Consider the following 25,838-nt stretch of genomic DNA (forward strand, 5'->3'; position numbering starts at 1 on the left):
CGAGAATGGTGAACCATGACGTATGTTTCTGAGAATTTCTGGCACGACGCGGTGAACAAAGCCACCACCGATCTCTTCACCTTCGGCTACAAGCACATCATCAAACCGTTTTTCGTTTTCAATCAAACGCCCGACGTGGCGCATGACCAGATGATCCAGTTCTGCAAGATCACCAAGAACATTCCTCCGCTGATGTGGGCGTGCCGTGAAATGCTCAACTACTCCGACCCGGTGCTGGAAACCAATGTTATGGGCATCGACTTCGTCAATCCGTTCGGTCTTTCCGCCGGTCTTGACAAGAACTGCGAGATGCCGGTCTTGCTCGACAATGCCGGTTTCGGCTTCGAAACGGTCGGTTCCACCACGTCCCGCCCATGCCCCGGCAATCCGAGGCCGTGGTTCCATCGCCTGCCTGAATATGATTCGATGATGGTGCACGTCGGTCTTGCCAATGAGGGATCGGAAATCGTGATTCCGCGTGCTGAGCAGGCTTGGACGAAAGCTCGCGACATGCAGATTTCCGTATCAATCGCGCGCACGAACGACACCAAAACCGGCGATTTGGAGGAGGGCATCGAGGATTACTGCACTTCGATGCGTCGCGCCGTCGGCCGCACCGCCATGGTCGAAGTGAACATCTCCTGCCCGAACACCATGGCCGGCGAACCGTTCAACGAAAGTCCGGAAGCGCTCGACAGGCTATTCACCGAACTCGACAAAATCGAACGCCCGCAGCCCACACTGGTAAAACTGCCGTTGAACAAGAGCTGGGAAGAGTTCAAGGAACTGCTTGACGTGCTTGCCGAGCACAACGTGCAGGGACTATCGATCGCGAACCTGCAGAAGGATCGTACCGGCATGAACATCCCGCGTGATTGGGAGGGCGGATTGTCGGGCTCGCCTTGCTATGCGGCCAGCAACGAACGCATCAAGCAGGTGTACCGCGAATACGGCGACCGTTTCACAATCGCAGGCATCGGCGGCGTGTTCACACCGCAGCAGGCCTATGAGAAGATCCGTTCTGGCTCGTCGTTGGTGATGTTCATCAGCTCGCTGATGTACCGCGGTCCGCAGCAGATCACCGTTTTGAAGCGCGGTCTCGCCGAACTGCTCAAGCGCGACGGTTTCGACCACGTCAGCCAGGCCGTCGGCATCGACGCCTGATTTCAGCCGGCTTCCCGATAGATGAAAGCAGCAAAAATAATGCGTCCCGCAACCAATACCATGGTGCGGGACGCTATTTTATTGCGATTACCAATACTGCCTGTTTTTATCTGATATTTATCTGACGATAATCCAATCTATCGGTTCCATTTAATACGCGCCACGCACGTATTGCGGCTGATAGGGCGCATTTTCGGTCGGAATATCGAGCTTGGCTGCGGCACGCAATGGCCAGTTCGGATCACGCAATGCCACACGTCCGATTTCGATGGCGTCGGCAGCACCGGATTTGAGAATCTTCTTGGCCTGCTTCGGTTTGGTGATCAGACCGACCGCCGTGGTTGGGATTCCGGCACGCGAACGCACCTGCTCCGCGAACGGAACCTGATAGCCGGGCTTGACCGGAATGGTCACGCCCGGAATCATGCCTCCGGTGGAAACATCCACCAGATCGACGCCATGCTCCTTCAATACTTTGGCAAGGTCGACGGTCTGGTCGAGATCCCAACCGCCGGCAGCCCAGTCGGTTGCGGAAACGCGCACCAGCACCGGCATGGTGTCGGGCACGACGGAACGCACGGCGTCCACGACCTCGACCAGCATGCGGATGCGGTTTTCGAACGATCCGCCATACTCATCCTCACGCTCGTTAATCAGCGGGTCGAGGAACTGCGACAGCAGATAGCCGTGGGCCGCATGAATTTCCACCGCGTCAAAACCGATATCATAAGCACGCCAAGCGGCATCGCGGAACTGGTCGACAATGGCATGGATCTCGTCAACGGTCAACGCGCGAGGCTTGGGCAGCGAGCCGAACGCGTTGGCGCTTGGCCCCACGGTCTTCCAACCGCCCTGCTCCTCCGGCACGCTCTCATGCTCGAAACCGATGGAGAAGCAACCGGTGGAGGCTTTGCGTCCGGCATGGTTGAGCTGCACCGCCATGGTGGCGCCGGCAGCCTTCGTATCGGCAACGATCCAACGCCATGCATCCATCTGCTCGTCGGCCCACAATCCCAAGTCGCATGGCGAAATACGACCCTCCGGCGCCACTGCGGTAGCTTCCACGATAATCATGCCGAAACCGCCCATGGCACGCGACACATAATGCTGGTAGTGGAATGGCGTGGGCAGACCATCCTGGGCCAACGCGGAATACGTGTCCATCGGCGGCAGCCAGATACGGTTACGCACGGTCACTCCACGCAAAGTCATAGGATCGAACAGGCCAACCGTGCCATTGGTTTTGACCTTCTTCGACTGCTTCGTCTTCTTTTCATCTTCGCTCATCGTAGTAGCTCCCCCTCCGGTCGCGTCTACCGGCTTCATGCCGATCAGCTGAACCTTCTTTTCGTATTCCCCTTGAGCTTCTCTGGAGATTTCGTGCCGTAGAACCGGCACTATCTGCATTCTACGCAGAACGCCCGCCGAGCATGGCGGGCGTTCATTGATTGTTCACTTCCATTCACTGAATTGCGGAAGCGTCACTCATCTTCGGTCTGCTGCTGATCCTGATCAGCCTGCTGGTCGTTCTGCTGGCTTTGCTGCTGAAGCGACTGGCTTTGCTGCTGAAGTGACTGGTTCTGCTGCTGGATGATTGTGCTTTGCTGCTGTGTGGCATTCTGCTTTCCACCGCCAATCCTAGTGACCGCGCCGGATGTTGCGGAATACTTGGCCGCAGGCTGCCCATAATCGTTATCAATCGGCAGCTGTTTGCGTTCCGCATAAGCATTCATAAAGTCACGCCATGCCGGGGCCGCGATGGTGGAACCATCCCAATAGCCGTGGTATTGGCCGTTGATAGCGATATTCGCAATCGGGTGTCCAACCGGATTCTGCACGTCACCGACGAGCACGAATGTAGCGATCTGGTTCGGAATGAAACCACCTGTCGTAACTAGCTGATCCTCGTGGGTACCGGTCTTGGCGAAGGTCTTACGTCCATTGGCCAACTGTGCCACACCGCCTGCGCCGTCAGGACGAACAACGCCTTGATTCATGGCCCAAGCAAGCGTTTGAATGATTTCCGGATCAACCGCCTGATGGCAGTTCGCGGAAGGCACCTTAATATCATTGCCATCCACATCAGTCACCTGCTTCAGCGCGATCGGATTGCATTGCACGCCATTGGACGCATATACAGCGAAGATGCTTGCCATCGTCAGCGGGGACACGTTGACGTTACCGACCATCATGGCAGGCACGAATGATGAGGTCTTGTCGAGCGTCTCACCGGTATTCGCATCATGATAGCCAAGTTCAGTTGCGGTATCGGCAATCTTGCACAAACCGATGATGGATCCCATGGAAGCCTGCGTGGTGTTATGAGACCTTGCCAAAGCCAATGCCGGCGTTTCCGGGTTCACCGTTCCATTGGTTATTGCGTTGGTGACGTTCCACGAATCGGTGCCGCCGGTATAACGATCGCATGCGAACAACGAGGTCGAATACCTCGTGGACGTCTGCAGGTTCTCGTTGACGGAATGCCCTGCTTCCATCCATGCCACCAGATTGATAGGCTTCCACGACGAGCCGATGGAGAAGCCCATGCCGCCGCCGTCTTCTCGGTCCACGGCATAGTTCATGGAATCCCTGGTCTGGTCGTTCTGTGCCGCTTCGGTGGCATCATACGTTCGATTCAGACCGAAGCCCAACACTTCTCCGGTACCCGGTTTGACGGACGCCATCACGATTTCCATGCCGGAGGAATCTTCCGGCGGAATGGTGTTGCGCGCGGTTTCGTTCAACAAGGTGTTGGCGTCGATATCCAACGTGGTGACAATCTTCAGACCGCCCTCTTTCAGCAGTCTTTCCCTGTCCTCGCTGGTCTTGCCGAATTCCTTGGAATTCAAAATCTTATGCACCACGTAATCGCAGAAATAGCCTGCATCATAATCCGCGGCCATGCAACCGGTGGAAATAGGCTGGACATTAAGCGTATCCACGAGCGGAGTATTGACCGCTTCCTGATATTCCGCATCCGAAATATAGCCCTGCTCGTGCATCAGCTGCAGCACGATGTTGCGTTGCTTCTCGGATTCCGGCTGGTTCGATTCGACGGAAGGATCGTACGCGTTCGGATTCTTGGTGATTGCCGCAATGGTGGCGGACTGCACGATGTTCAGCTGATCGGCGGTGGTATTGAAATACCGTTTCGCAGCCGCCTGCACACCATAGAGGCTATTGCCGCCGAACTGTGCGATATTGAGATATCCCTGCAAAATTTCAGGCTTGGAATACTGCTTTTCCATTTGCACGGAAATCAGCATTTCTCTCAATTTTCGTGCGATGGTATCTTCCGACGCATGGTATTGCGCAATCGGATCGTCATCCTGCTGCGCCTGCAGAATCAGCACGTTTTTGACATACTGCTGGGTAAGGGAGGAACCGCCCTGATGGTCGCCCTTCACGTATGTTTGGACGAATGCACGGAACACACCCTGCACATCAACGCCGCCGTGAGTGAAGAATCGCCTGTCTTCACGCGAGACCACGGCCTGCTGCATGTATTTGGAAATCTTCTTCAACGGCACGACTTCACGATTCTGATCCCAGAATTCGGTGATTTTCGTGGTGCCATCGGAAGCGTACATGGTCGACTTCTGCGGCAAGCTGGTCACATCAAAATCAATACCTTCGACCGACAGCGACGGAATAACCGCCTTGGCGACGCTGTTCGCGCCGAAAACCGCCGGTAGGAGGAACAAACTGGCGGCCACGCCGCCACCCACACTCAGCGTGATGTAGGCAATCACGAGCGCGAGCACACGTTGAACGGTCAAAGTCTTCTTTTCGGGCATGGTGCCCATTCTAAAGTGGTGGGTCTACTAATCAACCGCTCGCCCACAGGCGTCACGGATTTCTCACAAACAACCGTAAAACTTGAAAAACACTGGAAAATAGCCGAAATTATCGTCTCGCCCGCCGAATAAGCATACCCGGCTGATAGATGACGATGGAACGGCCCTCACGCGCAATCCATCCACGGTTGGCGAAATCCATCAGCGCCTTGTTCACCGTCTCACGCGACGAACCGACCAGCTGCGCCATTTCCTCCTGCGTCAGATCGTGTGGCACCTTCAACCCCGCCTCGACCGGCTCACCGAAACGTGACGCCAGATTCAGCAGCGTTTTTGCCAAACGTCCCGGCACGTCCATGAACACAAGTTCCGAAATGCGCTCGTTGTTGTCACGCATGCGATGCGCGAGCACCTGAAGCATGTCGACGGCCACGCGCGGATGCTCGTCAAGCCATGCGAACAGGGCGTCATGTTCAAGCCACACGACTTTCGTGTCATTGGTCATGGCCACGGCGGACGCGGTGCGCGGCCCACCGTGCGGATCGAACACCGGAATCTCACCCAGCACTTCGCCGTACGCATGAATGCTCAACAACTGCACACGTCTGTCGAACGATTGCCGGATTAGTTTGACGCGCCCGCGTTCCAGCAGATACATGCGATGATCGGTGTCGCCTTCACGGAAAATATAGTCGCCCTTGTTGTATTCGGCATGTTGCAGATGCGGCAGCAGTTCCTCCGCCTCTTCGGAAGAAACCTGCTTGAACAACGCGGTGTGCAGCAACATTGCACTTTCGCCACTGGGTCCACTATTTGTCTCGTTTGGCGTAGCCATTTGTCACACCTCCGTTCATAGGCGCATCCTCTGGGCACGGCCACCAGACGTGTTGTCGGGCGTGCTGCTGCGGCTTCGAAAGCTTGCTGCGATTCCGCATGCCCTCTTGGAACACCAAGCCTTCGTAGAGTTCTCATCGCCCTTGACATTCGGGTGGCTTCTATCGTCGGGCTACATTGTAACTCGCTTGGCGGCGTCGAGCAGCCGTTCAACCACGTCTTCGCGGCTCATGCCCGTCTGAGAGCGCATCGGATCGACTCGTTTTACCGCTGATTTCACCGCTTTGTCCGACATTTTTTCGCGTGAGGTGTTCAGCACTCGTCCCATTTTTTCCGCGTCGATATCGTAGGCGAGGGTCACATGGTGCAATACGGCGCCAGGCCCTCCTCCTACTGGCGTGAAGCGGCGTTGCGCGGCTCCGCCGAGTTTGCCATATTGCGTGGCGATGTCGTTGAGACCGGCGAATCGTACGTCGAGACCGAGTTCCTCAAGCGCGCGCACCAGCCAGAAATCGCAGAGCCGGTATGATTCCTCGACGCTTATGCTTTGGGTGAAATCGAGCGGCGCATATAGCGAGTAGGTGATGGTGTTGCCCGGTTCGATGAACATTGCCCCGCCGCCGGTGCAACGTCGGACCACGGTGAATCCTTCCCTCTGCGCGACCGCCGTGTTGACTTCGTCTTCGAGTGACTGGAATTTGCCGATGACCACCGCCGGCGCGGCCCATTCCCAGACACGCAGCGTGGGTTCGCGTTTTCCTGCCGCCACTTCGCGCGCCCATGCGATGTCGGTTTCCATTTGTTCGTTTGGATTTCGCGGTTTGTCATGGATGACGGTCGGTTTCAGGGCCCGCCAACGTTCCAGATATTCCTCTTGCGTCAGCGCATTATGCGTTTCCAGTTGTTCCCCGTAATATTGTTTCGCGGACCGCACGATATTCCCGTTGTTCGTTGCATCTTCCGCATTGCGCGATTCGCTTCCTGTGATTGCGCGGAGGAAAGCGATGGCGATGCCCTCTTCCGTCATACCCACCAATCGCACGTTCGGATAGTTCGCGGTAATCGCTTGCAATCGTCGCGTAATATCGCGTGCGGACGCGCTTTGCTGGCTTTGCAGCAAGTTTTCCAAATCCCGCAATAGTCGGCGGGAATCCTTTTCATTGCCGTCAAGAAAGAAATCGCCGTCGATCCGGCATTGTTCTACGGATTGGGTGGAGCTTGCGCATTCGCGAGAATATGCTGGAACGGCATCAGAAAGCCGGACGGAAACCCCTACGAGTTTTCCACCCGGCTGCTTGTACAGGCCTCTGCGCATCAATCTTGGAGCTCTTGGCCACGCCCGTCGCGGTGCCAGCTGGATCCGTAGCTGGAGCACAGGATGAGGATAGCTTCGATCAGAGCCCAGATTCCGGAAATGATCGGTCCGATAAGGATGATCCATCCGATCAGGGTCAGCAACAGCTGGGCCACGGCCTTGCCGGTGTAGCCCAGATAGAAGTTGTGTATGCCTAGGGTGCCGAGGAACAGGCCGAGAAGGCCGGCGACGATCTTCGACTTCTGCGCGTAGCCGTAGCCTGGCTGCTGTTGGGCCGCCTGATAGTAGGCCTGCTGCGCGTAGATTGGCGGCTGATTGTATGCGGGCTGCGTGTATTGGGGCTGCGCCGGCTGCTGATCGTAGGGGGTCTGCGCCGATTGTGCGTAATCCGCCGGTCCATACATCGGCTGGCCGTAGCTGGGCTGAGCTGGCTGCGTAGGCTGCGCGTAAGCGGGAGCGGCCAAGCCATCTGCGGGCACGGACGAACCGTAGGCAGCCGGCTGACCATATGGCTGGGCATTGCCATACGTACCGTCGGGAATGTTGTTGCCCTGCGCGTCCGGGGCATGTCCCTGCACAGGCTGCTGCGATGCATACTGGTTGGGATTGTACGGTTGCGCTGCAGGCTGATTGCAGCCATCCTGGAATTGTCCGAAATCAGCTTGGGTCGAATCATTCGACGCGTAATAGTTGTCTTGTCCGGAATTGTTGTAGCCGGCATTGTTGTCACTCATGTTTCCAACAATATCCCATAATTTGTCTTATCTCTTTCATCTACCCTGAAAGCAATCCCTGAAATCCCCCTGAATATACGTGAAGCCCGTCGAACCAAGCATGAAGCTCGATTCGACGGGCGTTGCAACAGGCGAATAGATCCGGCAAAATCATATAATCCGGATCATGCCCGTCACATGCGGGCCAGAATGTCGCGTCCGACCTCGTCGGTGGAGCGGGTGGTGGATCCCAGTTCCTCAATGTCGGCTTCGACGGCCACATCGATCTTGGCTGCGGCTTCGTCGAATCCAAGGTGGCGCAACAGCATGGCTGCGGAAAGAATCGCGGCGGTCGGATTGGCCTTGTTCTGACCTGCGATATCTGGAGCGGAACCGTGGATCGGCTCGAACATGGACGGGTATTCGTCGGAAGCGTTGATGCATCCGGAAGCGGAATAGCCAACGCCACCGACCACGGCGCCGGCCTCGTCGGTGATGATGTCGCCGAACAGGTTGTCGGTGAGGATCACGTCGAAACGGGACGGATTGGACACCATGAAGATGGTGGTCGCGTCAATGTGCAGATAGTCATGGGAGACTTCCGGATATTCCTCGGCGACCTTGTCAACGACGCGCTGCCACATGTCGCCCGCGTTGACGAGCACGTTCTTCTTATGCACGAGGGTCACACGCTTCCTGCGTTTCATGGCCAGCTGGAAGGCGTAACGTACCACGCGCTCCACACCGTAGGCGGTGTTGATGGAGACTTCGGTGGCCACCTCGTTCGGGGTGCCGCGACGCACCGCTCCGCCGGCGCCGCAGTACAGGCCTTCGGTGCCTTCACGCACTACAACGAAGTCGATGTCGCCCGGGTTGGCGAGCGGGGAGGTCACGCCCTTGTACAGCTTGGAAGGACGCAGGTTGACGTACTGGTCGAGATCGAAGCGGAGCTTGAGCAGCAGACCACGTTCCAGAATGCCGGCCTTGATGCGCGGATCGCCTACGGCGCCCAGCAGAATCGCATCGGTCTTCTTGATGCGCTCCTCTTCCTCTTCCGGAAGAATCGCACCGTCGCGCAGGTAACGCTCGGCACCAAGATCGAAATTCTCGTAATCGAATTCGGCGACGCCCTCGGCCGCCTTCTCCAGAGCCTTCTGGGCCCACGGAGTCACTTCCTTGCCAATGCCATCGCCCGGAATGACGGCGATGGTGTACTTCTTTGCAGAATCACTCATAGCACGCGACTCTAGTCAACGGATCAGCACGTGGACACGTAACGCTCAACTAGTGGACACTCCATATGGCGTCGTCGGCGGCCACGAACGTGTCACCTTCATTGATTTTGACGTCGTATGGCACTTTCCAATGCAGTTCGGTGCAGGACCCTCAAATCGGGGGCCCTACAAGAAACGCCGAACATACACGGTCGGACACAAACGAATTAATGCGTAATACCCATCATCGCAAGGCACCAAGCATTCTCATAGGAAATCTCCTCCCACTGCTTATACCTTCCGGACGTACCCCCATGACCGGCCTCAACCTCAATCTTCGCCACGGCATCCACACCAGCGCGCTGCAGGCGAGCCAACCATTTCATCGGCTCCACATACAGCACACGCGTGTCATTCATCGACGTGGTGATGAAAATCTTCGGGAAAACCACAACCCGATCATCATCGGCATCAGCCGGCGCATTCTCATACGGCGTATATTCCTTCATATACCGATACACGTCCGCATTATGCAACGGATCGCCCCACTCGTCCCACTCCGTAACCGTCAACGGCAACGACGGGTCAAGAATCGACGTCAACGCATCCACAAAAGGCACATCCGCCTCAATACCGGCAAAACATTCAGGAGCCAGATTCGCCACGGCACCCATCAACAGGCCACCGGCGGAACCACCATCGGCCACCGTGCGAACAGGAGACGCCAAACCGGCACGTTGCAACGCACGCACGGCATCAACGAAATCCTCAAACGAATGCTTCTTATTGAGCAGATGCCCCTGCTCATACCAGGCACGACCCATCTCACCGCCGCCGCGAATGTGCGGCACCGCATAAAGCACGCCACGATCAAGCATACTGATGCGAGACACCGAGAATCCCGGATCCGAACTGATCTCATACGCGCCATAACCAGTAACGAACATCGCCGAATCACAAGCAGGCACGTCCCGACGCCACACCAAGGAAACGGGAATACGCTCGCCATCGCGGGCGGTGACCCACACTCGGCGTTCCATATATTCGCGCGGCTCAAATCCACCAAGCACGGTGGCACGCTTCAACAGGCGATCCTCACCGGTTGCCGGATCGACATCATGCAGCTCGCCGGGGCGCGTATAGCTGGCGAACGAGTAGCGTATACGGGGCGCATCATATGAAGGATTATCTCCCGTACTAATCGAATACAGGCGCCGGGTCTCCCCCGGCATCGCATCGGCAGTCGCGCCATCCGACGAAGTCATCGCCTTACGGGAAATCCCATGCACGGCCGATCCTTCGCCTTGCGCAGCGGCCAACTGGTCGAGCGCACCCCACACTTCGGCACGCTCCACGTTGATCTCGTCCACCGACTCATCAACATCCCAATCGCCTTCCAACGCGTGCGGAACCAGCTCGGTGAACCGCCATGGGCGACCTGCAAGAAAATCCTCCGCGGCCGCATCCTTCGTCATCACCGCAATATGCGGCAGACTTTCCGCACGGTACTGCAACGCCACGTAATGCCGATGAATCGAAATTCCCTCGATGCCAAGACCATGCGCACCCTGCAAAATGGCGGGATTGCAAGGATTCGAATACGGCGTGCCGATCGGCATCGAAGAAGCGCCCGGTTCAACATCGTCGCCATGCTCGCATCCGTGCGGCGAGCCGACGGCCACACGCACACCCTCACCCAAACGATACGGGGGCTCATGCGAACGCATGTCAATCACATCGATTTCGAAATTCGGGTTCAACGCATTGTGGTAAACCACGGCGAGCGGAATGTCCTCGCCATGCTCGCCGGCACCTTCGAAACGGCTGAAGCTCACGTCATATTCCACATCCGGCTCGCGCGGAATGAACGCACGGAATTCACCTTCCGGATCGTCAGTGGAAAGCAGCAGCACTTCGGTGGTGGTTTTCGATCCGGTGCCGATCACCAGATTGCGTTCGTCGAACGACAGGCCGATGCCCACCCAGAATCGTTCGTCCTGTTCGCGATACACTTCCACATCGTCGGTGACGGGGGTACCAACGCGGTGTCGCATCACCGCATATGGACGCCATGCGTCGTCGAGCAGCACGTAGAACACCCATTGCGCGTCCGGCGTGAAGCAGGCGCCGCCGATGCCTTCGAACACTTCCGGCAGTTCATCGCCGGTTTCGATATTGCGAATACGGAAATTGTAACGTTCGTCGCCGCTGGTATCAGTGCCGTACAGCATCCAACGTCCGTCTTTGGAAACATCCATGCCACCAATGCGGAAGAAATCGTAGCCTTGCGCTTCGGCATTCGTGTCGAACACCACTTGTTCGCCGTCGAGGGGAACGCCGATCTCAATGGTCGGCGGATCCCAATCGTCTGCGCTTCGAATCGGCACACGGCATTGCACCGCATACTGCTGGCCTTCCTTGGTGCGTGTGAAATACCAGTAGCCGTCCATGCGCGTTGGCACGGACATGTCGGTTTCCTGCACATGCGATTTGAACTCGTCGAACAATGTGGTGCGTAGGTTTTTCAACGCTTCCATGCGCTGTTCGCAATACTGGTTCTGTGCGGCGACGTAATCCTGCACGTCCTGCGATTCCTTGTCGCGCAGCCATTCGTACTCATCGATGAAGGTGTCGCCGTGGAACACGCGCTCCGTCGGCACGCGTTTCGCGATCGGCATTCCGCATTCGCCCAGACGGCTCTGACGGCTCTTGTCGTTTTCCTGCGCGCCCGTTGCGTCCTGTTCACCCCGAAAATCAGTCATGCAGGCGATTATACCGGTATCGCGCTCCCAATCCAGCGCAACGCGCATCCCCCTTGCTGTAAGTGGAAAGAAAAACGTCAGACACCCAGCTGTTGTTTCAGGAACGGCAGCATGGTTTTCATCAGATTCGAGCCAGTCGTTCCCGTAAATACAGGAACGTCGGTGACTGGAATCGGCTGTGTGGCCGCACGCCCCGCAACGGTGCCGAGATTACCGGCGGCCTCGCGTGGAGACAGTTGCCGTATGCCGATCGCAAGCACACGCCCCGGATACCGACGTGCGATCGTGGCGTACGTGGTCGGATCCTTCTGCCCATCATCGCCGATCAGAATGAACTTCATATCGGGAAAATCAGCCATTAATTGTTCGGCATACTCGAGTTTGTGCTGCACTCCGGAAGGAATGAACGTTTTCGGACGGGGATCGAGGTCACGCAGCAGCAGCGGCCCTTCCGGGAACCCATGGTCGGCAATGAAATGCCTAATCGAGCTTTCCACGTTCCACGGCGACGTCGACAGATAGAAGAACGGGGCATCCGGAAACATGTCCGCAATGCGGTTGAACAGCAGATTCATGCCCGCCACCGGCATTTTCTTCTTCGGATTGAGCAGCAGCAGATTGTAGGCCGCTTTCATCAGGCTTGGCGCCTGCGTGACCATGACGGTGTCATCCACGTCGGAGATTACACCGACTTTCGTGCCGCTGGGAATGGTGAACAGGTTGGCTTTGACCGGCTTGCGGCTACGCACCTTGTACGACACATCATGCACGCCCGGTTCGAGCAAATGCTCGGCCACAAGATCGAGATAGCCTGCGGAATCGGATGCGGCAAATTCGCTGGAAACATTGCGCTGCGCATCCACTTCGTCATACACTTCCGACACCCCCACCTGCACGGTTTCGAGGGGCACGCCGTCGATGGCGATGCGCACCTTCGTATGCGGCGAGGGGATGGTGAGCATAGCGCGTATGCCTCGGGTCAGGCGGCCCGCCTGGCGTTTGAATGGGCCGTACACGGTTCGGCAGATCAGGCGCGAGTAATGTTCGGTGCCATAGCCGACATACGGTTCCACGCGCGGATACCAATTGAGATTGCGTACCATATTTGTCGAGACCGTCACCCACCCGTTGAACGCTCTGGTGAGGGCACGGCGGAACAGCTGTGTCAGCGGAGGCTTGACTTCGATACGCTCATGTTTTGAAGCGGCATCGAAGGTGGTGACCACCTTGCGTGCGGGAATGGGCACGGTCGGCATGTCATCTTCGGATATGACATCCGGTTCACGCTGGGGCAACGGCTGTGGTTCGGTCATATCCCCACTATAAAGGCGATTGCCGAACTACTTAGTGCCCCAGCCATGAAAATCAGGGATTATTCAGGGAACGGTAACGATTTCATACCTGATTTCGCATGCGGTTCCCTGTTCCGAGACGTTTTGCCGAATCTTTTATTCCGCCACGATGTTGGCGTATTCCTCGGAGGAAAGCAGTCCCGGTTCGTCATCCTCAAGCTCGATTTTGAAAATCCAGCCTTCGCCATACGGATCGCCGGTAACGATGCCCGGATCGTCGGCCGCTTCGCTGTTCACATAGCGGATCACGCCAGCCACTGGAGTGACCAGCGGCGTGACGGCTTTGGAGGATTCCAATTCCGCCACTTCGTCGCCGGCCTGTACTTCGGTGCCGACTTCCGGCAGATCGATGTACACGAGTTCGCCAAGCTGGTCGGCCGCATATTCGGTGATGCCCACCATGGCCGGTTCGGTGGAGGCGTCCACCCACACATGCTCGTCGGAGTATTCGAGATGCTCGGGAACGTCCAGATTCGGCCTGTTTTCGTTTTCTTCACTCATGAAAACTCATTCTATGTCAATTGCGCGCATTTCCCATAGCGCGGTACCGAAACTTGTTACGGCAGATCGTGGCCGAGCCATTCTTCGATCATGTAGCGGGCGATGGTGGCCTTTCCGGGGGCTTCCATACGCCCTGTTACCAGCTCGTTCATATATTCGTCACGGGTCATCCAACGCGCTTGCAGGGTCTCGTCACCGTCCACATGCACGTCGGTGGTATTGGCCACGCCCTTGAACGCTATCATGAGCGAGGCTGGGAATGGCCATGGCTGCGATCCCAAATATTTGAGTTCGCCGAGGTCGATGCCGACCTCCTCTTTGGCTTCGCGCCGGCATGCGTGCTCCAGATTCTCGCCCGCCTCCACGAAGCCGGCGGACACGGAATACAGGCCGGTGTTGCGCCATGCGCTGTTGTGCTGCAGCAGCAGACGGTCCTCATGGTCCACGATCGCCGTGATAACGGCCGGCTCCACTCTGGGGAACAGCAGCCGTCTGCCATCCGCTTCGCTGGTGCACCGCTGCGCCCATCCGCCCAACGCCGGTTCGGTCGGAGCGCCGCACGTGGGGCAATGGCGTTGGCGCGCATGCCACACACCTAGCGAAATCGCCGTTGTGGCCTGGCCAGCCTCACGCGCGCTGGCATGTGGGGCGAATCCGCGCAGGTCAACCCAGTCGAATCGTTCCGCTGCGTTTTCCAACAGCGATTTCGACGTCTTCGCTTCCGGCTCGCGCTGTTCGTCGAACGCGTCGTCCGCGCCCATATGCTCGCTGCTTGCGGCCACCGGCTCTGCAGCCTTCACACGAGACACGTCAACGGCCGCCACATGCTCGTCACGCTTGCCGCCATATGAGCCGAGGAATATGGCGAGCGCCGTCGGATGCGTGTGCAATTCCGCCGCTACATAGGATCCGGGCAGCTGTGTCAAACGCATGTGCACGTTGGCGTAGTCCGCGATGGCGCCTTGTCCGCGTGGCACCGCCACCATGCCGTCTTTGACGAGAATGACTTTCGTAGCAGGTTCCAGCAGCACTGTGTCGAACAGGTCGGGTTCGTCGCGTCTTGAAACCTCATAGTCGATGTCGCCTTGCGCAAGTGGCAGGAACGGCAGTGCCTGAGTCAGCGCCAGTGGCGAGAACACGCTCATCGATTGCTTCTTTCTTTGAATACGATATATAGAAGATTTTTTCTATATAAATCGTATTTTCTTTATATTTTTGTATATCTGATTACGCTATTGACGGTAGTTGCGGGAATATCGGCTACTGCACTCTGCGCACCAATGCAAGCAGTGCGTCGGCAACCGCCTGCGGATGCTCATAGGCGCTGAAATGACCGCAATCAAATACCACCGTCATATCCGTGCTCGTAGCCGTCATCGCATCGGCGATCGGCGCCATCACGCTCGGCGGACTCGACGGATCCTTGTCGCCGCAGATCACCGCGACCGGCGCTGTAATCGACGACAGCACATCGTTCAGGTCCGGACGGCCAGCAGCCATGCGTTCACGCCAGGCGATGCCTTCGGCCGGCTGCTCGTTGATCCATGCAGTGAACTGTTCACGGTAAGCGTCCGACTGTTTGATGGTTGAATCCTCAGGCGTGGCGGCGGCGAATCCCATAACCGGCTCATGCGTGCCCGTCGATTCGCATTCCTCGGCGATCGCGATGCGTTTCGCACGCATCTGATCGGAATCAGCGGCGGCCTTCGTGTCGCATAAGGCCAGTGCGGCGACGGCTTCGGGGTGCAAACGCTGAATGTCGAGAATCAGGTAGCCGCCCATCGAAAGACCCACCCAAATCGCCTTGTCGTATCCGGCAGCGTGCAACAGGTCGACGTAAGCGTCGGCCATGCGGTCCAAACCGTTGGGGAAAGCGCCGTCCGTGTCTTTGCCACCGCTGTTCTCGTCGGAAGGAATCGGCCCTTCTCCCGCACCGGGCATGTCGGGAGCCCAAATCGGGAATTGTTTCACGCCATGTTCCGCAACGGTCGTTTTCAACGCATCCGCGCATTCGTTCCACATACGGTAGTCCACGGGGAACCCGTGCACCAGCACCACGGGAAGCCCCGCCCCTTCGCAATACACATTGTTATGCAATTCGATCGTCATATGCGCTCCTCCATTACTCTCCCCTGTTGTTCATGCATTCGCAGCCTATTTGCCGGTCCAAGCAATCGCCTGACGCACAATCGTGCCATATCCGTTGCTCATCTGGTTGACGAAAGTGTCGAGAATCTCGCTGTTCGGATTGACCCATTCCACGTCGAGCGTCTCGTCCTGCGGCTTGCAATCGCCCGCGATCGGCACTACATAGCACAATGCGATCGCATGCTGGCGGGAATCGAAATAATCGGACAGTCCTGGCGTCGGGAAAAATTCAGCCACGGTGAATGGCTGCAGGCTCACTGGCAACTGCGGCAACGCGATATCTCCCAAATCCTTGGCGATATTGCGCGCCACGGCCTCACGCAACGATTCGTGGTAGAGCACGCGGCCGGCGATCAGCGTTCGTTCGATGCTACCGTCGTCAGACACACGAAGCAGTGATCCGACCTGTGAGACACGTCCCAGATCATCGGTGCGCACCGGCACCACAAGCACGTACGGGATCGGCATTTCACCTCGCATACGGTTGATTTCGCCGGAAGCAAGCCATCCTGGAGGGTTTCCTATTCCGCGGATGAAATCCTCCGGCGTGATGTCGTCGAATTCTCCGCGACGGCGGCCTGCATCGAAATCGCCCTCGTCGGGCACTTCATCATTCATCACTGGCATAGTCCCATTATCACGCATCTTGTGTGAATTGGCTGGAAAAGCGTGCGATGGAAGACGATTCCTCTGATAGCGGATCTTGCGCATGCCGGGAATGCGTCGGGTTGGGGCACGGTTATATACTCCAAAGCAATCGCATACGAGGGGTGCAGCCCGTCACGCGCGTCGATGGAACGAACAGCAAGGAGTAATCATGGCAACGCATGCAGTCACTTCCGAGGATTTCAATCAGATTGTGGAATCCAACGATCTGGTATTCGTGGATTTTTGGGCGACCTGGTGCGGTCCGTGCCGCGCATTCGGTCCGACGTTCGAAAAGGCGAGCGAAGCGAATCCCGACGTTTATTTCGCCAAGGTCGATATCGACCAGAATCCGGATCTCGCTTCCGCGGCCAAGGTGCAAGCCGTGCCGACGTTGATGGTGGTCAAGAACCAGCAGATCGTGTTCCAGCAGGCCGGTGCGTTACGTGCGTCGGATCTGGACGATCTGATCGCGCAGGCCAAAGCGTTGGATGTCAACGCGTCCGCTGCCGAAGAGGCTGAGGCGCAGGCGGAGTAGGCTGAAAATTACAACGATTTCAAAGGTGTCGTTCGATGGTAAACATCAACGGCACTTTTTGTTTTGCCCGCCTATTGCGTACGCTTGCTTTGCCCACCTGTTACATATGCGCCCGCTCGGTTTCCATGGCGTGAGGTAAACTGGCTTGTTAGATGTGCGCTTTCCGGCGAAGCCTCGTGTGGCAGCGCACCGCATGCCGAGCATGCGTGAATTCGCCGAGGATCTGAACGCGCGTTTAGGAGCAGAATGGCTAACCACAGCAAGCACGCCCAATCGTCTACCTTCACCGTGCCGAGCAAGTCCTCGCTGGTGAAGATCGCCGCAACGGTTGCGGCGGTGGGCCTGTTGGCTACCGGCGGCATTGTGTCGCGCAATCTTTACACATCCGCGGAGCGGAATACGGCCAATCAGGTCACGGCTTTCTCCGTCACCGATTCCGCGGAGGCGTCCCGTGGCAATGCCCGCGAGCTGCTTAATGGAGACACCTCGTACGTCACCGTGAAAATCAACGGCAAGTCACGCGTGGTGCCCGGCACCAATTTCACCGACGTGAAGTCCGTGCTTGACGCGGGTGATATCACGCTCGAACCGGAAGACACGGTCTCCCCTTCGCTCACCACCAAGGTCGATGAGAAAACCGTGATCACCATTCAGCGTGCCGGCGCGAGCGTCGAGGTTTCCGACACCGCCATCGGCTTCAATGTCATCAAGAAGGAAACCTCAAGCCTGCCGGAAGGCCAGGAGAAGGTCGAGACGGAAGGCGAGGAAGGCGTGATGGAAACCACGAACCTCGTGACCAAGTCCGGTGACACCGTGGTTTCCTCCAACATGATCAGCTCGTACGTGAAGAAGGCTCCGGTCGACAAGGTCATTCTCGTTGGCACCGGCTCCACTTCGTCGTCCTCCTCCAGCGCTTCCGCGTCGATCGGCACCACCGTGCCGGCGGGCGAAATGCAACAGTGGGCGCACGATTATCTGCTGTCGAACGGCTACACCGAAGCCGATTTCACCGCCACCGTATACATCATTACCCATGAGTCCGGCTGGAGCGTCACTGCAACGAATCCAAGTTCGGGAGCCTATGGCCTGCCCCAAGCATTGCCTGGCAGCAAGATGGTGAGCGAGGGCGCCGATTGGGCTACCAATTACCAGACCCAGCTCAAGTGGTTCTGGGGCTATTGCGCACAGCGTTACGGTTCCATTCAGGGAGCCTATTCGTACTGGCTTGCCAACCACTGCTACTGATATGCGTTGCCATCTGATTTCAACCCGATCAGATGGCAAGCTCGTATTGAAAGTTTATGCTGACTGGTGATTGATATTTAATTTTCGTAATTCAACGCATATAGTTTGAGCCTCGTAATATTTGAAGATATTACGAGGCTCAAACTATATTGTGATTCGATATACCACTAAGATACTATCGGTTTCACAGGGCGTTGTTGGCGCCGATCACCGTAGCTTCCTTGACGTCGTCGATCTTCCTGCGCTTACGGCCGCCATGGCCGGCCTTCGGACCGCGCTTGCCGACGGTGCCGCTACGAACCCCGTTCTTGGCGTCGAAGAGGATCACGCGCTCATCGCTGTGATATTCACCTTCCAAAGCAAAGTAGGCGATCTTGTCTGCAGGCACTTCCGGGAAAGTGAAGAACTTCTGCGTTGCAACAAGCAGGTCAAGATTGCGAGTGGTCACGGAAGCCGGACGATCAGCGTTCGGATTGTTGAACTGAACCGCGAAATCGTCGTTCTCGTCGCACACCTGGATTGCGAACTTGCCGCGCTCGTAATTCACCAGCAGCTTGACGAATTCCGGACGACCGAGCACTTCGGAAACACCCTTGGAAAAACGAACGGATTCAAGCATGACCGTCATGGTCAACTTGCCACCAGTTCTTTCGCCAACTTCTTTGAAACCATCAAGAACGGACATGTAAATCCTTCCTTTACTGTAAATAACTACGTGAAATACTGTACCTCATTGTCAGTAATAAAACGAATCGAATCTTAGGGAATATATCCATATTTTCAAGAAAAAATGATTGCTTTTTCCGCAAACGCTTTCAGCAAGGCTGCCCCATCCCTCAGCCCCCCCCTGATTATGAGGCACGCCCCGAAACAGCCGCATGCGAACGTTTCTGAAAATCGTTTCACCGCATGCACCCGCCAGCAGTCTCTCCCCGCAATCACACCCCTCTTCAGGGCAACGGGTACAATACGGAATCGTCGGAAAACACGAAGAAACACGGCAGGAAAGGACAGACCCGTGACCTTCAACCGCTACATCCTCTTCCGTATGGTCGTTGAATTTGTGGGAGCCATCGCCTGCGCCATCCAAATGTTCCAGCATCACACGTGGCCGGGCATCATCACCATGGGCGTGTTCGCGCTGGTGTGGGCCGTGGGTGAGATCTGGTTGAGCACGGTGTACAACCGCGCGCACCCCCGACGCGACGAGCTGTCCGACGAGCATCAGGCAATGGCCATCCGCTTCACGTTCTTCGTGCTTGTGGTGGCGCTGGTGGCGTTGGGATTCGCTGGAATGATCGCCACGCTGTTCAGGCACGTACCGTTCACCGTTCCCGCCATGGCGTTGCCGACGTTGGGCATGCTGGCGCTGGCCATCGCCGACGCCCGCTACCTGTGGCTTGAGCATGAGGGCGGAGACACCGATGAAGACTAGTTTGAAGTTCAAACGTATGGAACACGGCCTGAAACAGGCCGATCTTGCCGACTTGGTGAATGTGCGCCGTGAGACGATCGGACGCCTCGAACAGGGACAGTATTGTCCGTCGCTGCGCCTTGCCATGGATCTTGCGAAAGCACTTGATACCACGGTCGAAGATCTGTTCAGCTTTGACGACGAGGAGTGACGCTTCGGCGTGTCGTTTTTGTAAATTCTTCTCAGAATGGTGGTTTTCCAACGAAAATCGCCATTTTTCACTTTCGGGGGCATGTGCGAATCTCATCACATGATGTGACAACGCCGTCACAAATGTGCGATTCGCCTCACATCCCCCGAAAGCGCGGTTCTCAACGGGGGCGTATAGTCAAGGCCGTAGCGGGAAGCCACTACGGCGAACCGCTGAAATGTCCGTTTTATTTAGAGGGGAATCACGATTATGAAGAAGAAGATCGTTGCAATTCTCGCTGCCATCGCCACCATGTTCGGCTTTGGCTTCGCTGCAAACACCGCTATGGCTTATGGCGCAACCGGCACGGTTTCCGGTAACGTCGCCACCTTCACGTTTACGGGACTGACTCGGGGTGAGACCTATGTGGTTGCTTACGACGACACCAACATCGAAAACGTCACCTTGACCGCAACCAAGTACTCCAACGCTGCACAGGCACACGAGGACGGCACCCTGACCGCCACCTACACCTTCAAGTCTGGCTTTGCTGGCACCATCGCATCTTCCATCTACGCAGTCGATGGAGCAGGCAATCCGACCGGCGCCGCTCTCGCTACCGCTTCCGTGACCGTCGCCGCTACCGGCGAAGGCACCGCCAAGAAGAACGAGACCGCTTCCACCGGTGCTGCTATCGCTCCGTACGTTGTGGCCGTCGTGCTGCTGGCTGCCGCCGGCATCTCCCTGGTTGCCGTTCGCAAGAGCTCCGCTCGCTGAACAATAACCAAGTAGATACACACCATATCTATGTTTTAAGAAGGGGCTTGGGTTTTCCCAAGTCCCTTCGTTTATTCGAAAACATGCATCGCAAAACCGATCGTTTTCTTTTTTTTCAGGAGGAGATCATGAAAGTCCTATTCATCTGCACCGGTAATATCTGCCGCTCTCCTATGGGAGAACTGCTCCTCCCCCAATTCATGCCCGATCTTGAATCCGACAGTGCGGGCACACGTGGACTTGAATCGCACGAAATCGCACCGAACAGCAAAAAGCTGCTCGACCAGCATGGCATCGATTCCAGCAGCTTCCGCGCGAAACGAGTCACCCCGCAAATTGCGCAAGGCAGTGATCTCATCCTCTGCTTCGAACATGAGCAGCGCAAGGAAATCGCGGTGATTGCACCAACCGCGGCCCGCAAAACCTTCCTTATCAACGATTTCGCCAATATGTGCGTCTACTGCAAGGAACAGGGGTACATGGAGGGTGATACCCGGCAGGAAAAACTCGAATCGGTAATCGACAATGCAAGCATGATCCGACCGATGATCCCCGATACCAACAATGTGGAGGATCCGATCGGCAAGGACTTCGCCGTATATCAGGCAGCATACGATGAAATCTGCAAGGCTTTGCAGACCATAGCAAACACTACCGCCTAAAAAACGTTGAAATATCAACGAAACAAGCTAGAAAGGGTGAAAGTCTCCCTCCATGGGGGTGCTCTTTGCTAGTATAAAACCTGATCAATATGATGTGACAAATGTCGAGGGGAAACATGGCTGCAGCAGAAAGCAACGTGCCAGCAACCAATCAGGTGGTTGTCGAATCCAATGATACGGAAGACGACGGCATTACCTTGATGGACCTGTTCCGTATAGTCCATAAGCATCTTCTGGTGGGCATCATCACGTTCGTGGTGGTTTTCGCAGCGGTGTGTGCATACACCTTCATGGTGCCCCCGAAGTATTCCGCGACCGCGCAGGTGTTCGCCACCTACAGTGATTCGTCGGTGCAAGACAACAATATCTCCAACATCAACAGCGCCAGCACGTACATCACCAACCAGATTCAGTCGTATCCGACGCTGGCCACTACGGAATCCGTGCTGAAGCCGGTTATCGACGATCTTGGCCTCGACACCACCGTCGCGAACCTGGCCGGGCAGCTGACCGTCACGAACCCGACGGACACCGCGTTCGTAAACATCACCGCCGAAACGGGAGACGCGAAACAGGCGTCCGACATTGCCAACAGCGTGGCGGAATCCTTGAGCAATGTGGTGGAAAAGTCGCTGTACGCTTCCGGCAAGGAGTCGCCGGTGAAGCTTTCCGTGGTACAGCGCGCCGCGGAGCCTGTTGCCCCCAGCTCCCCGAAGGTGGCATTGTACCTGGCCGTTGGTCTGGTGGCCGGGCTGATCCTTGGCGTGTTCGCCACGCTGATCCGCGATCTTATGGCAACCCGCGTGGAGGAAGCCAGCGATCTGCAAGACATCATCAACGCACCAATCATGGGCCGTATCCCTACCGACGAAAGTCTGCAGAGCAACAAGCCGCTCATCGTGTCGAACCCGGCGGGCCGTATCGCCGAGGAATTCCGCCGTATTCGCACCAACCTTTCCTTCATGTCGAAGGTTGAAGGCAGCGATGCGCGCATGATCGTCATTTCTTCCGTCGGACCTTCCGAAGGCAAGACCACTGTTTCCGTGAACGTGGCTGCAGCTCTCGCTGAAAACGGTGCAAAAGTACTGCTGATCGACGCTGATTTGCGTCATCCGTCCGTCGCCGAACGACTTAGCCTGGAAGGCGGCGCCGGCTTGGCGCACGTGCTTTCCGGTCAGGCCACCGTGAAGGATGTGGTGCAGCGCTATTGGAGGCCGAACCTGCATATCATGCCGGCCGGCCCGAAGCCGCCGAACGCTTCCATGCTGCTTAATTCGAAGACCATGAGCGAATTGCTCGACGTGGCTTTGCAGACCTACGATTACGTGATCGTTGATACTTCCCCGATGGTGGTGGCCAATGATGCCGCTGTCTTCGGCGCGAAGAGCGATGGTATCGTGCTTGTTTCCGGTCGCGACGTGACCATGAAGCGCGATCTGAAAGACATCGCCGTGCAGCTCGACAACCTCAACGTGCCGGTGGTGGGCTTCGTGTTCAACTTCGAGAAGGAACGCAAGGCCTCCTCGAATGATTACTACTACTATTACTACGATGAGAACGGCAAGAAGAGCAAGCACTCTCACAAGAACAGCCGCAAGAAGAAGTCCAAGCACTGAGCTTGTGACTTCTCAACCAAAAGGGGTTGTGAGTGAATCTTGATGATTCGCTCACAACCCCTTTTCCATGCCACCCGCATATTGGCTTATATATCTGGCCTACATATGGCAGATTTCACGTCTCGACATGAGGCATCCTTATATATGGCAGTCTCCTGCCGGGAAACGCCCAGCAGGAGTCATGTTTTCGCACCCTTTCGCCATTTCGTCTGCCATACATAAGCGAAATATCTGCGTACAATCAGCTGCGAAGGAGGATTTCTTCCAAGGCGCTGATTACCGAATCGGGCATGCCGGAGGTGCCGAACAGCTCGTTGCTGAAACGGGGCGCGGTATCGAAGGTGCGCAGAGCCCCGAGCGCACGCACTCCTTGCTCACGAATCGTCTGCATCGCATGCTCTTTGGAAATGTACGGCATTTGCGCATGCAAGAGCACGTCAAGCACGTCCTGTTCGACTGAATTCTCGGCAATCTGCAGTCCGTCTGAAATCGTAACGTTCAAGCATGCAGTAGACGGCACGTCGCGCACAACGACCGACAGACTCAACGTCTGCTGATCGTATGTAATTTCTGCAGTATCGCAAGCTTTACCGTCAATTTCGATACGAACGTTCTGCATGTCTGGCTGCGCAACCCCACGGAACACAACCTCCCAGTTACGCTGTGCCGGAATGGCAACAGCACAGCCTTCCACCGGACTGACGGTGAACTGCGTGGCATTGTCCGTATTCTTCCAGTCGAGGCTCATGCGCGTATCGGCAACATGAGTTTGGCCATCGCAAGACTCGGCAGATGCAGAGCCGGAAGCAGCAGAAGCCACAGAGCCGTCGTCTTCCTTGAGTGTGAACGAACCGTTCGCACCGGGGAACACCAGCACCTGCAGGGACTCCGGATTGCCAAGATCATTCACCTTATTACCCTCGCCAAGCTGCTGCAACGGCACGATACCGCCAGCCTTGGCAAACACCGGCATACGGTCGATCGCACGCCACACTTCCAAACGACGCCCGGACTTCCCTGCCGAAACGTAACGGCGGCCATCGAAGAAGTCATACCATTCACCTTGCGGCAGCCATGCTTCCGTGCTACCCAGCTGCGCGGAATCGTCATTGTCAGAAACAATTGGTGCAACCAGCAGCTCAGTACCGAAACGGAATTCATCCGGCACCTCGTACGCCTGCGGATTGTTCGGATCCGCCCAATACATCGGCTCCACCAATGGCATGCCCTCGAACGCGGCGCGATAGTTCATGGTGTACAGGTACGGCAGCATCATATGGCGCAGTCGCAGCGAACCCACCATGGAATCGCGCACTTCCGCGGAAAAATTCCACGGTTCCTTACCCATGAACTGCGAATTGCTGGAATGTAGGCGATTGATCGGGCTGAACGTGCCAAGCTGGTACCAACGGGCTTCCAGATGTTCGTTACGATAGCCACACATATGACCGCCAATATCGTGACTCCACCATCCGTAGCCGATATTCGACGCGGTAGCAGTGAAATACGGCTGGAACTGCAAGGATTCCCACGTAACAATGGTGTCTCCCGAGAAGCCAACCGGGTAGCGGTGCGAACCCGGGCCAGCATACCGCGAGAAGGTGAGCGGCCAACGGTTGTTGCGTTCCGTGCAACTCACGTTACGTTTGGATTGCTCGACATGCATTTCATGCTCATCGCGAGCGCCCGACTCGGCGCACTTTTCGCATTCGCAGTTCTCATTTACATTGCGTTCGGAAGAAGTCGCGTAGCGCCCGGAATCCAGGTAGTGCAAATGGTTGAGCACCCACAGCGGGTCGAGTCCCGGCTGACGGGTCACACCGCCCTGCTGCCAGTCAAGCCACCAGAAGTCAACGCCTTCGGCTTCCATACGATGATGCATGTCGAAGTAGGCGCTTACGAAATCCGGATTCGTCAGGTCGAATTCCACCGCCTCTTCGGTTGCGGGATCGATGCCGACACGTTTGGCCACCGCCTCATAGTCGTCTTCGAACGCGCGCACGCCGTCTCGCGGATGCACGTTCAACGTGGCTTTCAAGCCACGCTCGTGCAAGTCGCGCAAGAACGCCTCATGATCGGGAAACAGCTGCTTATCCCACGAATAGCCGGTCCAACCGGAACCGTATTTCGGATCGACATCGTCCACGCGGTGCCAGTCCATGTCAATCACGGATGTGGTGAACGGAATGCCTTCGCGCTTGAACCGGTCCATGAGCTGCAAGTATTCGTCTTGCGTGTAGCGGTAGTAGCGGCTCCACCAATTACCGAGTGCGAAGCGCGGCAGCAGAGGCGTTGGTCCGGCCAGCTTGTAGAAGTCTTGCACCGCTTCGGTGTAGCGGCGGCCGTAGCCAAAGAAGTAGAAGTCGGTTTCCGCGTGATCGCGTGGCATAACCCATGCACCAAGCGGATTCGGTTTGCCGTTCACTTCATGCGCTTCCACGATCACGTTTGCGGCGGAATCGTCGAGTACCGCCCAACCGTCTCGCGAAATCACACCATCGTCCAGAGGAATTTCGCCGTTCGCCTCGTCGAGCGTGCGCGCGGTGCCTTTGAGATTATGCTTCGGCTCGTCGCCGTAATACCACGTATTGAACTGGGTGTCGGCCACGCCCTTGACGACCACGCTCAAGCCTTCTTTGCTGAACGGCTTGCCATCGTACGTCACATACAGCGCGGGGGTGTCAACAATGAGCAGTCCGTCGCGATGCGTCACCGTGAATTGCGGGTCGGCGCCAAAATCGCGGTTGACTACCATTTGCGTGAGATTGTCTTCAAATTCGCCGGAGTCTGACCATTCGAAGCGGATCAGCGATTCCGTTAGAATGCCAATCCTCCAATGATCCCCTTGTAAAACCGACGATTCTCGCATTTTCGGACGTGCCTTGCGCACATAGTCGACGAATACCGTGCCGGTTGCGTTATCTAATGCGTTGTTTGCCATACTACTCCTG

The 25,838-nt window shown here is 56.7% G+C and carries 22 protein-coding genes; 8 read left to right on the top strand and 14 right to left on the bottom strand.

Annotated elements, in window-relative coordinates:
- Positions 1-15 precede the first annotated feature (15 nt).
- Entirely contained in the window at positions 16-1,164 is a 1,149-nt protein-coding gene (locus CE153_RS02380) for a quinone-dependent dihydroorotate dehydrogenase (protein ID WP_099571708.1), read from the top strand.
- 150 nt (positions 1,165-1,314) lie between these two features.
- On the opposite strand, the gene CE153_RS02385 is transcribed toward CE153_RS02380, so the two are convergent.
- The 12 genes from CE153_RS02385 to CE153_RS02440 form a co-directional block, all read right to left on the bottom strand.
- The gene (locus CE153_RS02385; RefSeq protein ID WP_442861961.1) at positions 1,315-2,490 is read right to left on the bottom strand and encodes an NADH:flavin oxidoreductase/NADH oxidase; all 1,176 of its coding nucleotides are present in this window, start codon (positions 2,488-2,490) and stop codon (positions 1,315-1,317) included.
- A 155-nt stretch (positions 2,491-2,645) separates the two neighbouring features.
- Positions 2,646-4,970 (bottom strand): transglycosylase domain-containing protein, encoded by a 2,325-nt coding sequence (locus CE153_RS02390; RefSeq protein WP_099595005.1) that lies wholly within the window; start codon positions 4,968-4,970, stop codon positions 2,646-2,648.
- A gap of 100 nt (positions 4,971-5,070) precedes the next feature.
- Complete coding sequence (locus CE153_RS02395; RefSeq protein WP_099595006.1) at positions 5,071-5,796, bottom strand: Crp/Fnr family transcriptional regulator; 726 nt, start codon at positions 5,794-5,796, stop codon at positions 5,071-5,073.
- Between the two features lie 171 nt (positions 5,797-5,967).
- Positions 5,968-7,110 carry a lipoate--protein ligase family protein gene (locus CE153_RS02400; protein WP_099595007.1) on the bottom strand — a complete coding sequence of 381 codons (1,143 nt, stop codon included), beginning with the start codon at positions 7,108-7,110 and terminating at the stop codon, positions 5,968-5,970.
- Positions 7,110-7,844: a TM2 domain-containing protein gene (locus CE153_RS02405; RefSeq protein WP_099595008.1), complete on the bottom strand. Its 735-nt coding sequence runs from the start codon at positions 7,842-7,844 to the stop codon at positions 7,110-7,112. The genes CE153_RS02400 and CE153_RS02405 overlap by 1 nt, the downstream gene beginning before the upstream one ends.
- 173 nt (positions 7,845-8,017) lie before the next feature.
- The gene (locus tag CE153_RS02410; protein WP_099595009.1) at positions 8,018-9,058 is read right to left on the bottom strand and encodes a 3-isopropylmalate dehydrogenase; all 1,041 of its coding nucleotides are present in this window, start codon (positions 9,056-9,058) and stop codon (positions 8,018-8,020) included.
- 206 nt (positions 9,059-9,264) lie between these two features.
- A complete protein-coding gene (locus CE153_RS02415; protein ID WP_180753382.1) occupies positions 9,265-11,715 on the bottom strand; it encodes a S9 family peptidase in 2,451 nt (816 codons plus the stop codon).
- Between the two features lie 161 nt (positions 11,716-11,876).
- Complete coding sequence (locus CE153_RS02420) at positions 11,877-13,112, bottom strand: App1 family protein (RefSeq protein WP_099595010.1); 1,236 nt, start codon at positions 13,110-13,112, stop codon at positions 11,877-11,879.
- 135 nt (positions 13,113-13,247) lie between these two features.
- Positions 13,248-13,652 (bottom strand): glycine cleavage system protein GcvH, encoded by a 405-nt coding sequence (gene gcvH / locus CE153_RS02425; protein WP_039199161.1) that lies wholly within the window; start codon positions 13,650-13,652, stop codon positions 13,248-13,250.
- A 56-nt stretch (positions 13,653-13,708) separates the two neighbouring features.
- Complete coding sequence (gene nudC, locus CE153_RS02430) at positions 13,709-14,797, bottom strand: NAD(+) diphosphatase (RefSeq protein WP_099595011.1); 1,089 nt, start codon at positions 14,795-14,797, stop codon at positions 13,709-13,711.
- A 115-nt stretch (positions 14,798-14,912) separates the two neighbouring features.
- Positions 14,913-15,761: an alpha/beta fold hydrolase gene (locus tag CE153_RS02435; RefSeq protein ID WP_099595012.1), complete on the bottom strand. Its 849-nt coding sequence runs from the start codon at positions 15,759-15,761 to the stop codon at positions 14,913-14,915.
- A 45-nt stretch (positions 15,762-15,806) separates the two neighbouring features.
- Positions 15,807-16,427 carry an NUDIX hydrolase family protein gene (locus CE153_RS02440; protein WP_039199164.1) on the bottom strand — a complete coding sequence of 207 codons (621 nt, stop codon included), beginning with the start codon at positions 16,425-16,427 and terminating at the stop codon, positions 15,807-15,809.
- 190 nt (positions 16,428-16,617) lie between these two features.
- Here CE153_RS02440 and trxA point away from each other — a divergent pair, with 190 nt between their 5' ends.
- Together trxA and CE153_RS02450 are read left to right on the top strand one after the other, a co-directional pair.
- Positions 16,618-16,983, top strand: a complete 366-nt coding sequence (gene trxA, locus CE153_RS02445; RefSeq protein WP_099595013.1) for a thioredoxin — start codon at positions 16,618-16,620, stop codon at positions 16,981-16,983.
- A 246-nt stretch (positions 16,984-17,229) separates the two neighbouring features.
- Positions 17,230-18,228, top strand: coding sequence for a G5 domain-containing protein (locus CE153_RS02450; protein ID WP_099595014.1), 999 nt, complete (start codon positions 17,230-17,232; stop codon positions 18,226-18,228).
- Between the two features lie 184 nt (positions 18,229-18,412).
- Here CE153_RS02450 and CE153_RS02455 read toward each other — a convergent pair whose 3' ends face one another.
- Entirely contained in the window at positions 18,413-18,913 is a 501-nt protein-coding gene (locus CE153_RS02455) for a hypothetical protein (RefSeq protein ID WP_003835436.1), read from the bottom strand.
- A gap of 333 nt (positions 18,914-19,246) precedes the next feature.
- Between CE153_RS02455 and CE153_RS02460 the strand changes: the two genes are divergently transcribed.
- The 5 genes from CE153_RS02460 to CE153_RS02480 all read left to right on the top strand — a co-directional run bounded on the left by CE153_RS02460 (position 19,247) and on the right by CE153_RS02480 (position 22,887).
- The gene (locus CE153_RS02460) at positions 19,247-19,663 is read left to right on the top strand and encodes a hypothetical protein (RefSeq protein ID WP_236824430.1); all 417 of its coding nucleotides are present in this window, start codon (positions 19,247-19,249) and stop codon (positions 19,661-19,663) included.
- On the top strand, positions 19,653-19,853 hold the full coding sequence (locus tag CE153_RS02465) for a helix-turn-helix transcriptional regulator (RefSeq protein WP_099595015.1): 201 nt from the start codon (positions 19,653-19,655) through the stop codon (positions 19,851-19,853). The genes CE153_RS02460 and CE153_RS02465 overlap by 11 nt, the downstream gene beginning before the upstream one ends.
- A gap of 249 nt (positions 19,854-20,102) precedes the next feature.
- Entirely contained in the window at positions 20,103-20,609 is a 507-nt protein-coding gene (locus tag CE153_RS02470) for a hypothetical protein (RefSeq protein ID WP_099595016.1), read from the top strand.
- A gap of 128 nt (positions 20,610-20,737) precedes the next feature.
- Positions 20,738-21,271, top strand: coding sequence for an arsenate reductase/protein-tyrosine-phosphatase family protein (locus tag CE153_RS02475; RefSeq protein WP_099595095.1), 534 nt, complete (start codon positions 20,738-20,740; stop codon positions 21,269-21,271).
- 116 nt (positions 21,272-21,387) lie between these two features.
- A complete protein-coding gene (locus tag CE153_RS02480) occupies positions 21,388-22,887 on the top strand; it encodes a polysaccharide biosynthesis tyrosine autokinase (protein WP_099595017.1) in 1,500 nt (499 codons plus the stop codon).
- 241 nt (positions 22,888-23,128) lie between these two features.
- On the opposite strand, the gene CE153_RS02485 is transcribed toward CE153_RS02480, so the two are convergent.
- The gene (locus CE153_RS02485; RefSeq protein ID WP_099595018.1) at positions 23,129-25,828 is read right to left on the bottom strand and encodes a glycoside hydrolase family 31 protein; all 2,700 of its coding nucleotides are present in this window, start codon (positions 25,826-25,828) and stop codon (positions 23,129-23,131) included.
- Positions 25,829-25,838 lie beyond the last annotated feature (10 nt).

Origin of the sequence: Bifidobacterium sp. N4G05 (assembly GCF_002742445.1) — a bacterium.
Classification (GTDB): domain Bacteria; phylum Actinomycetota; class Actinomycetes; order Actinomycetales; family Bifidobacteriaceae; genus Bifidobacterium; species Bifidobacterium hominis.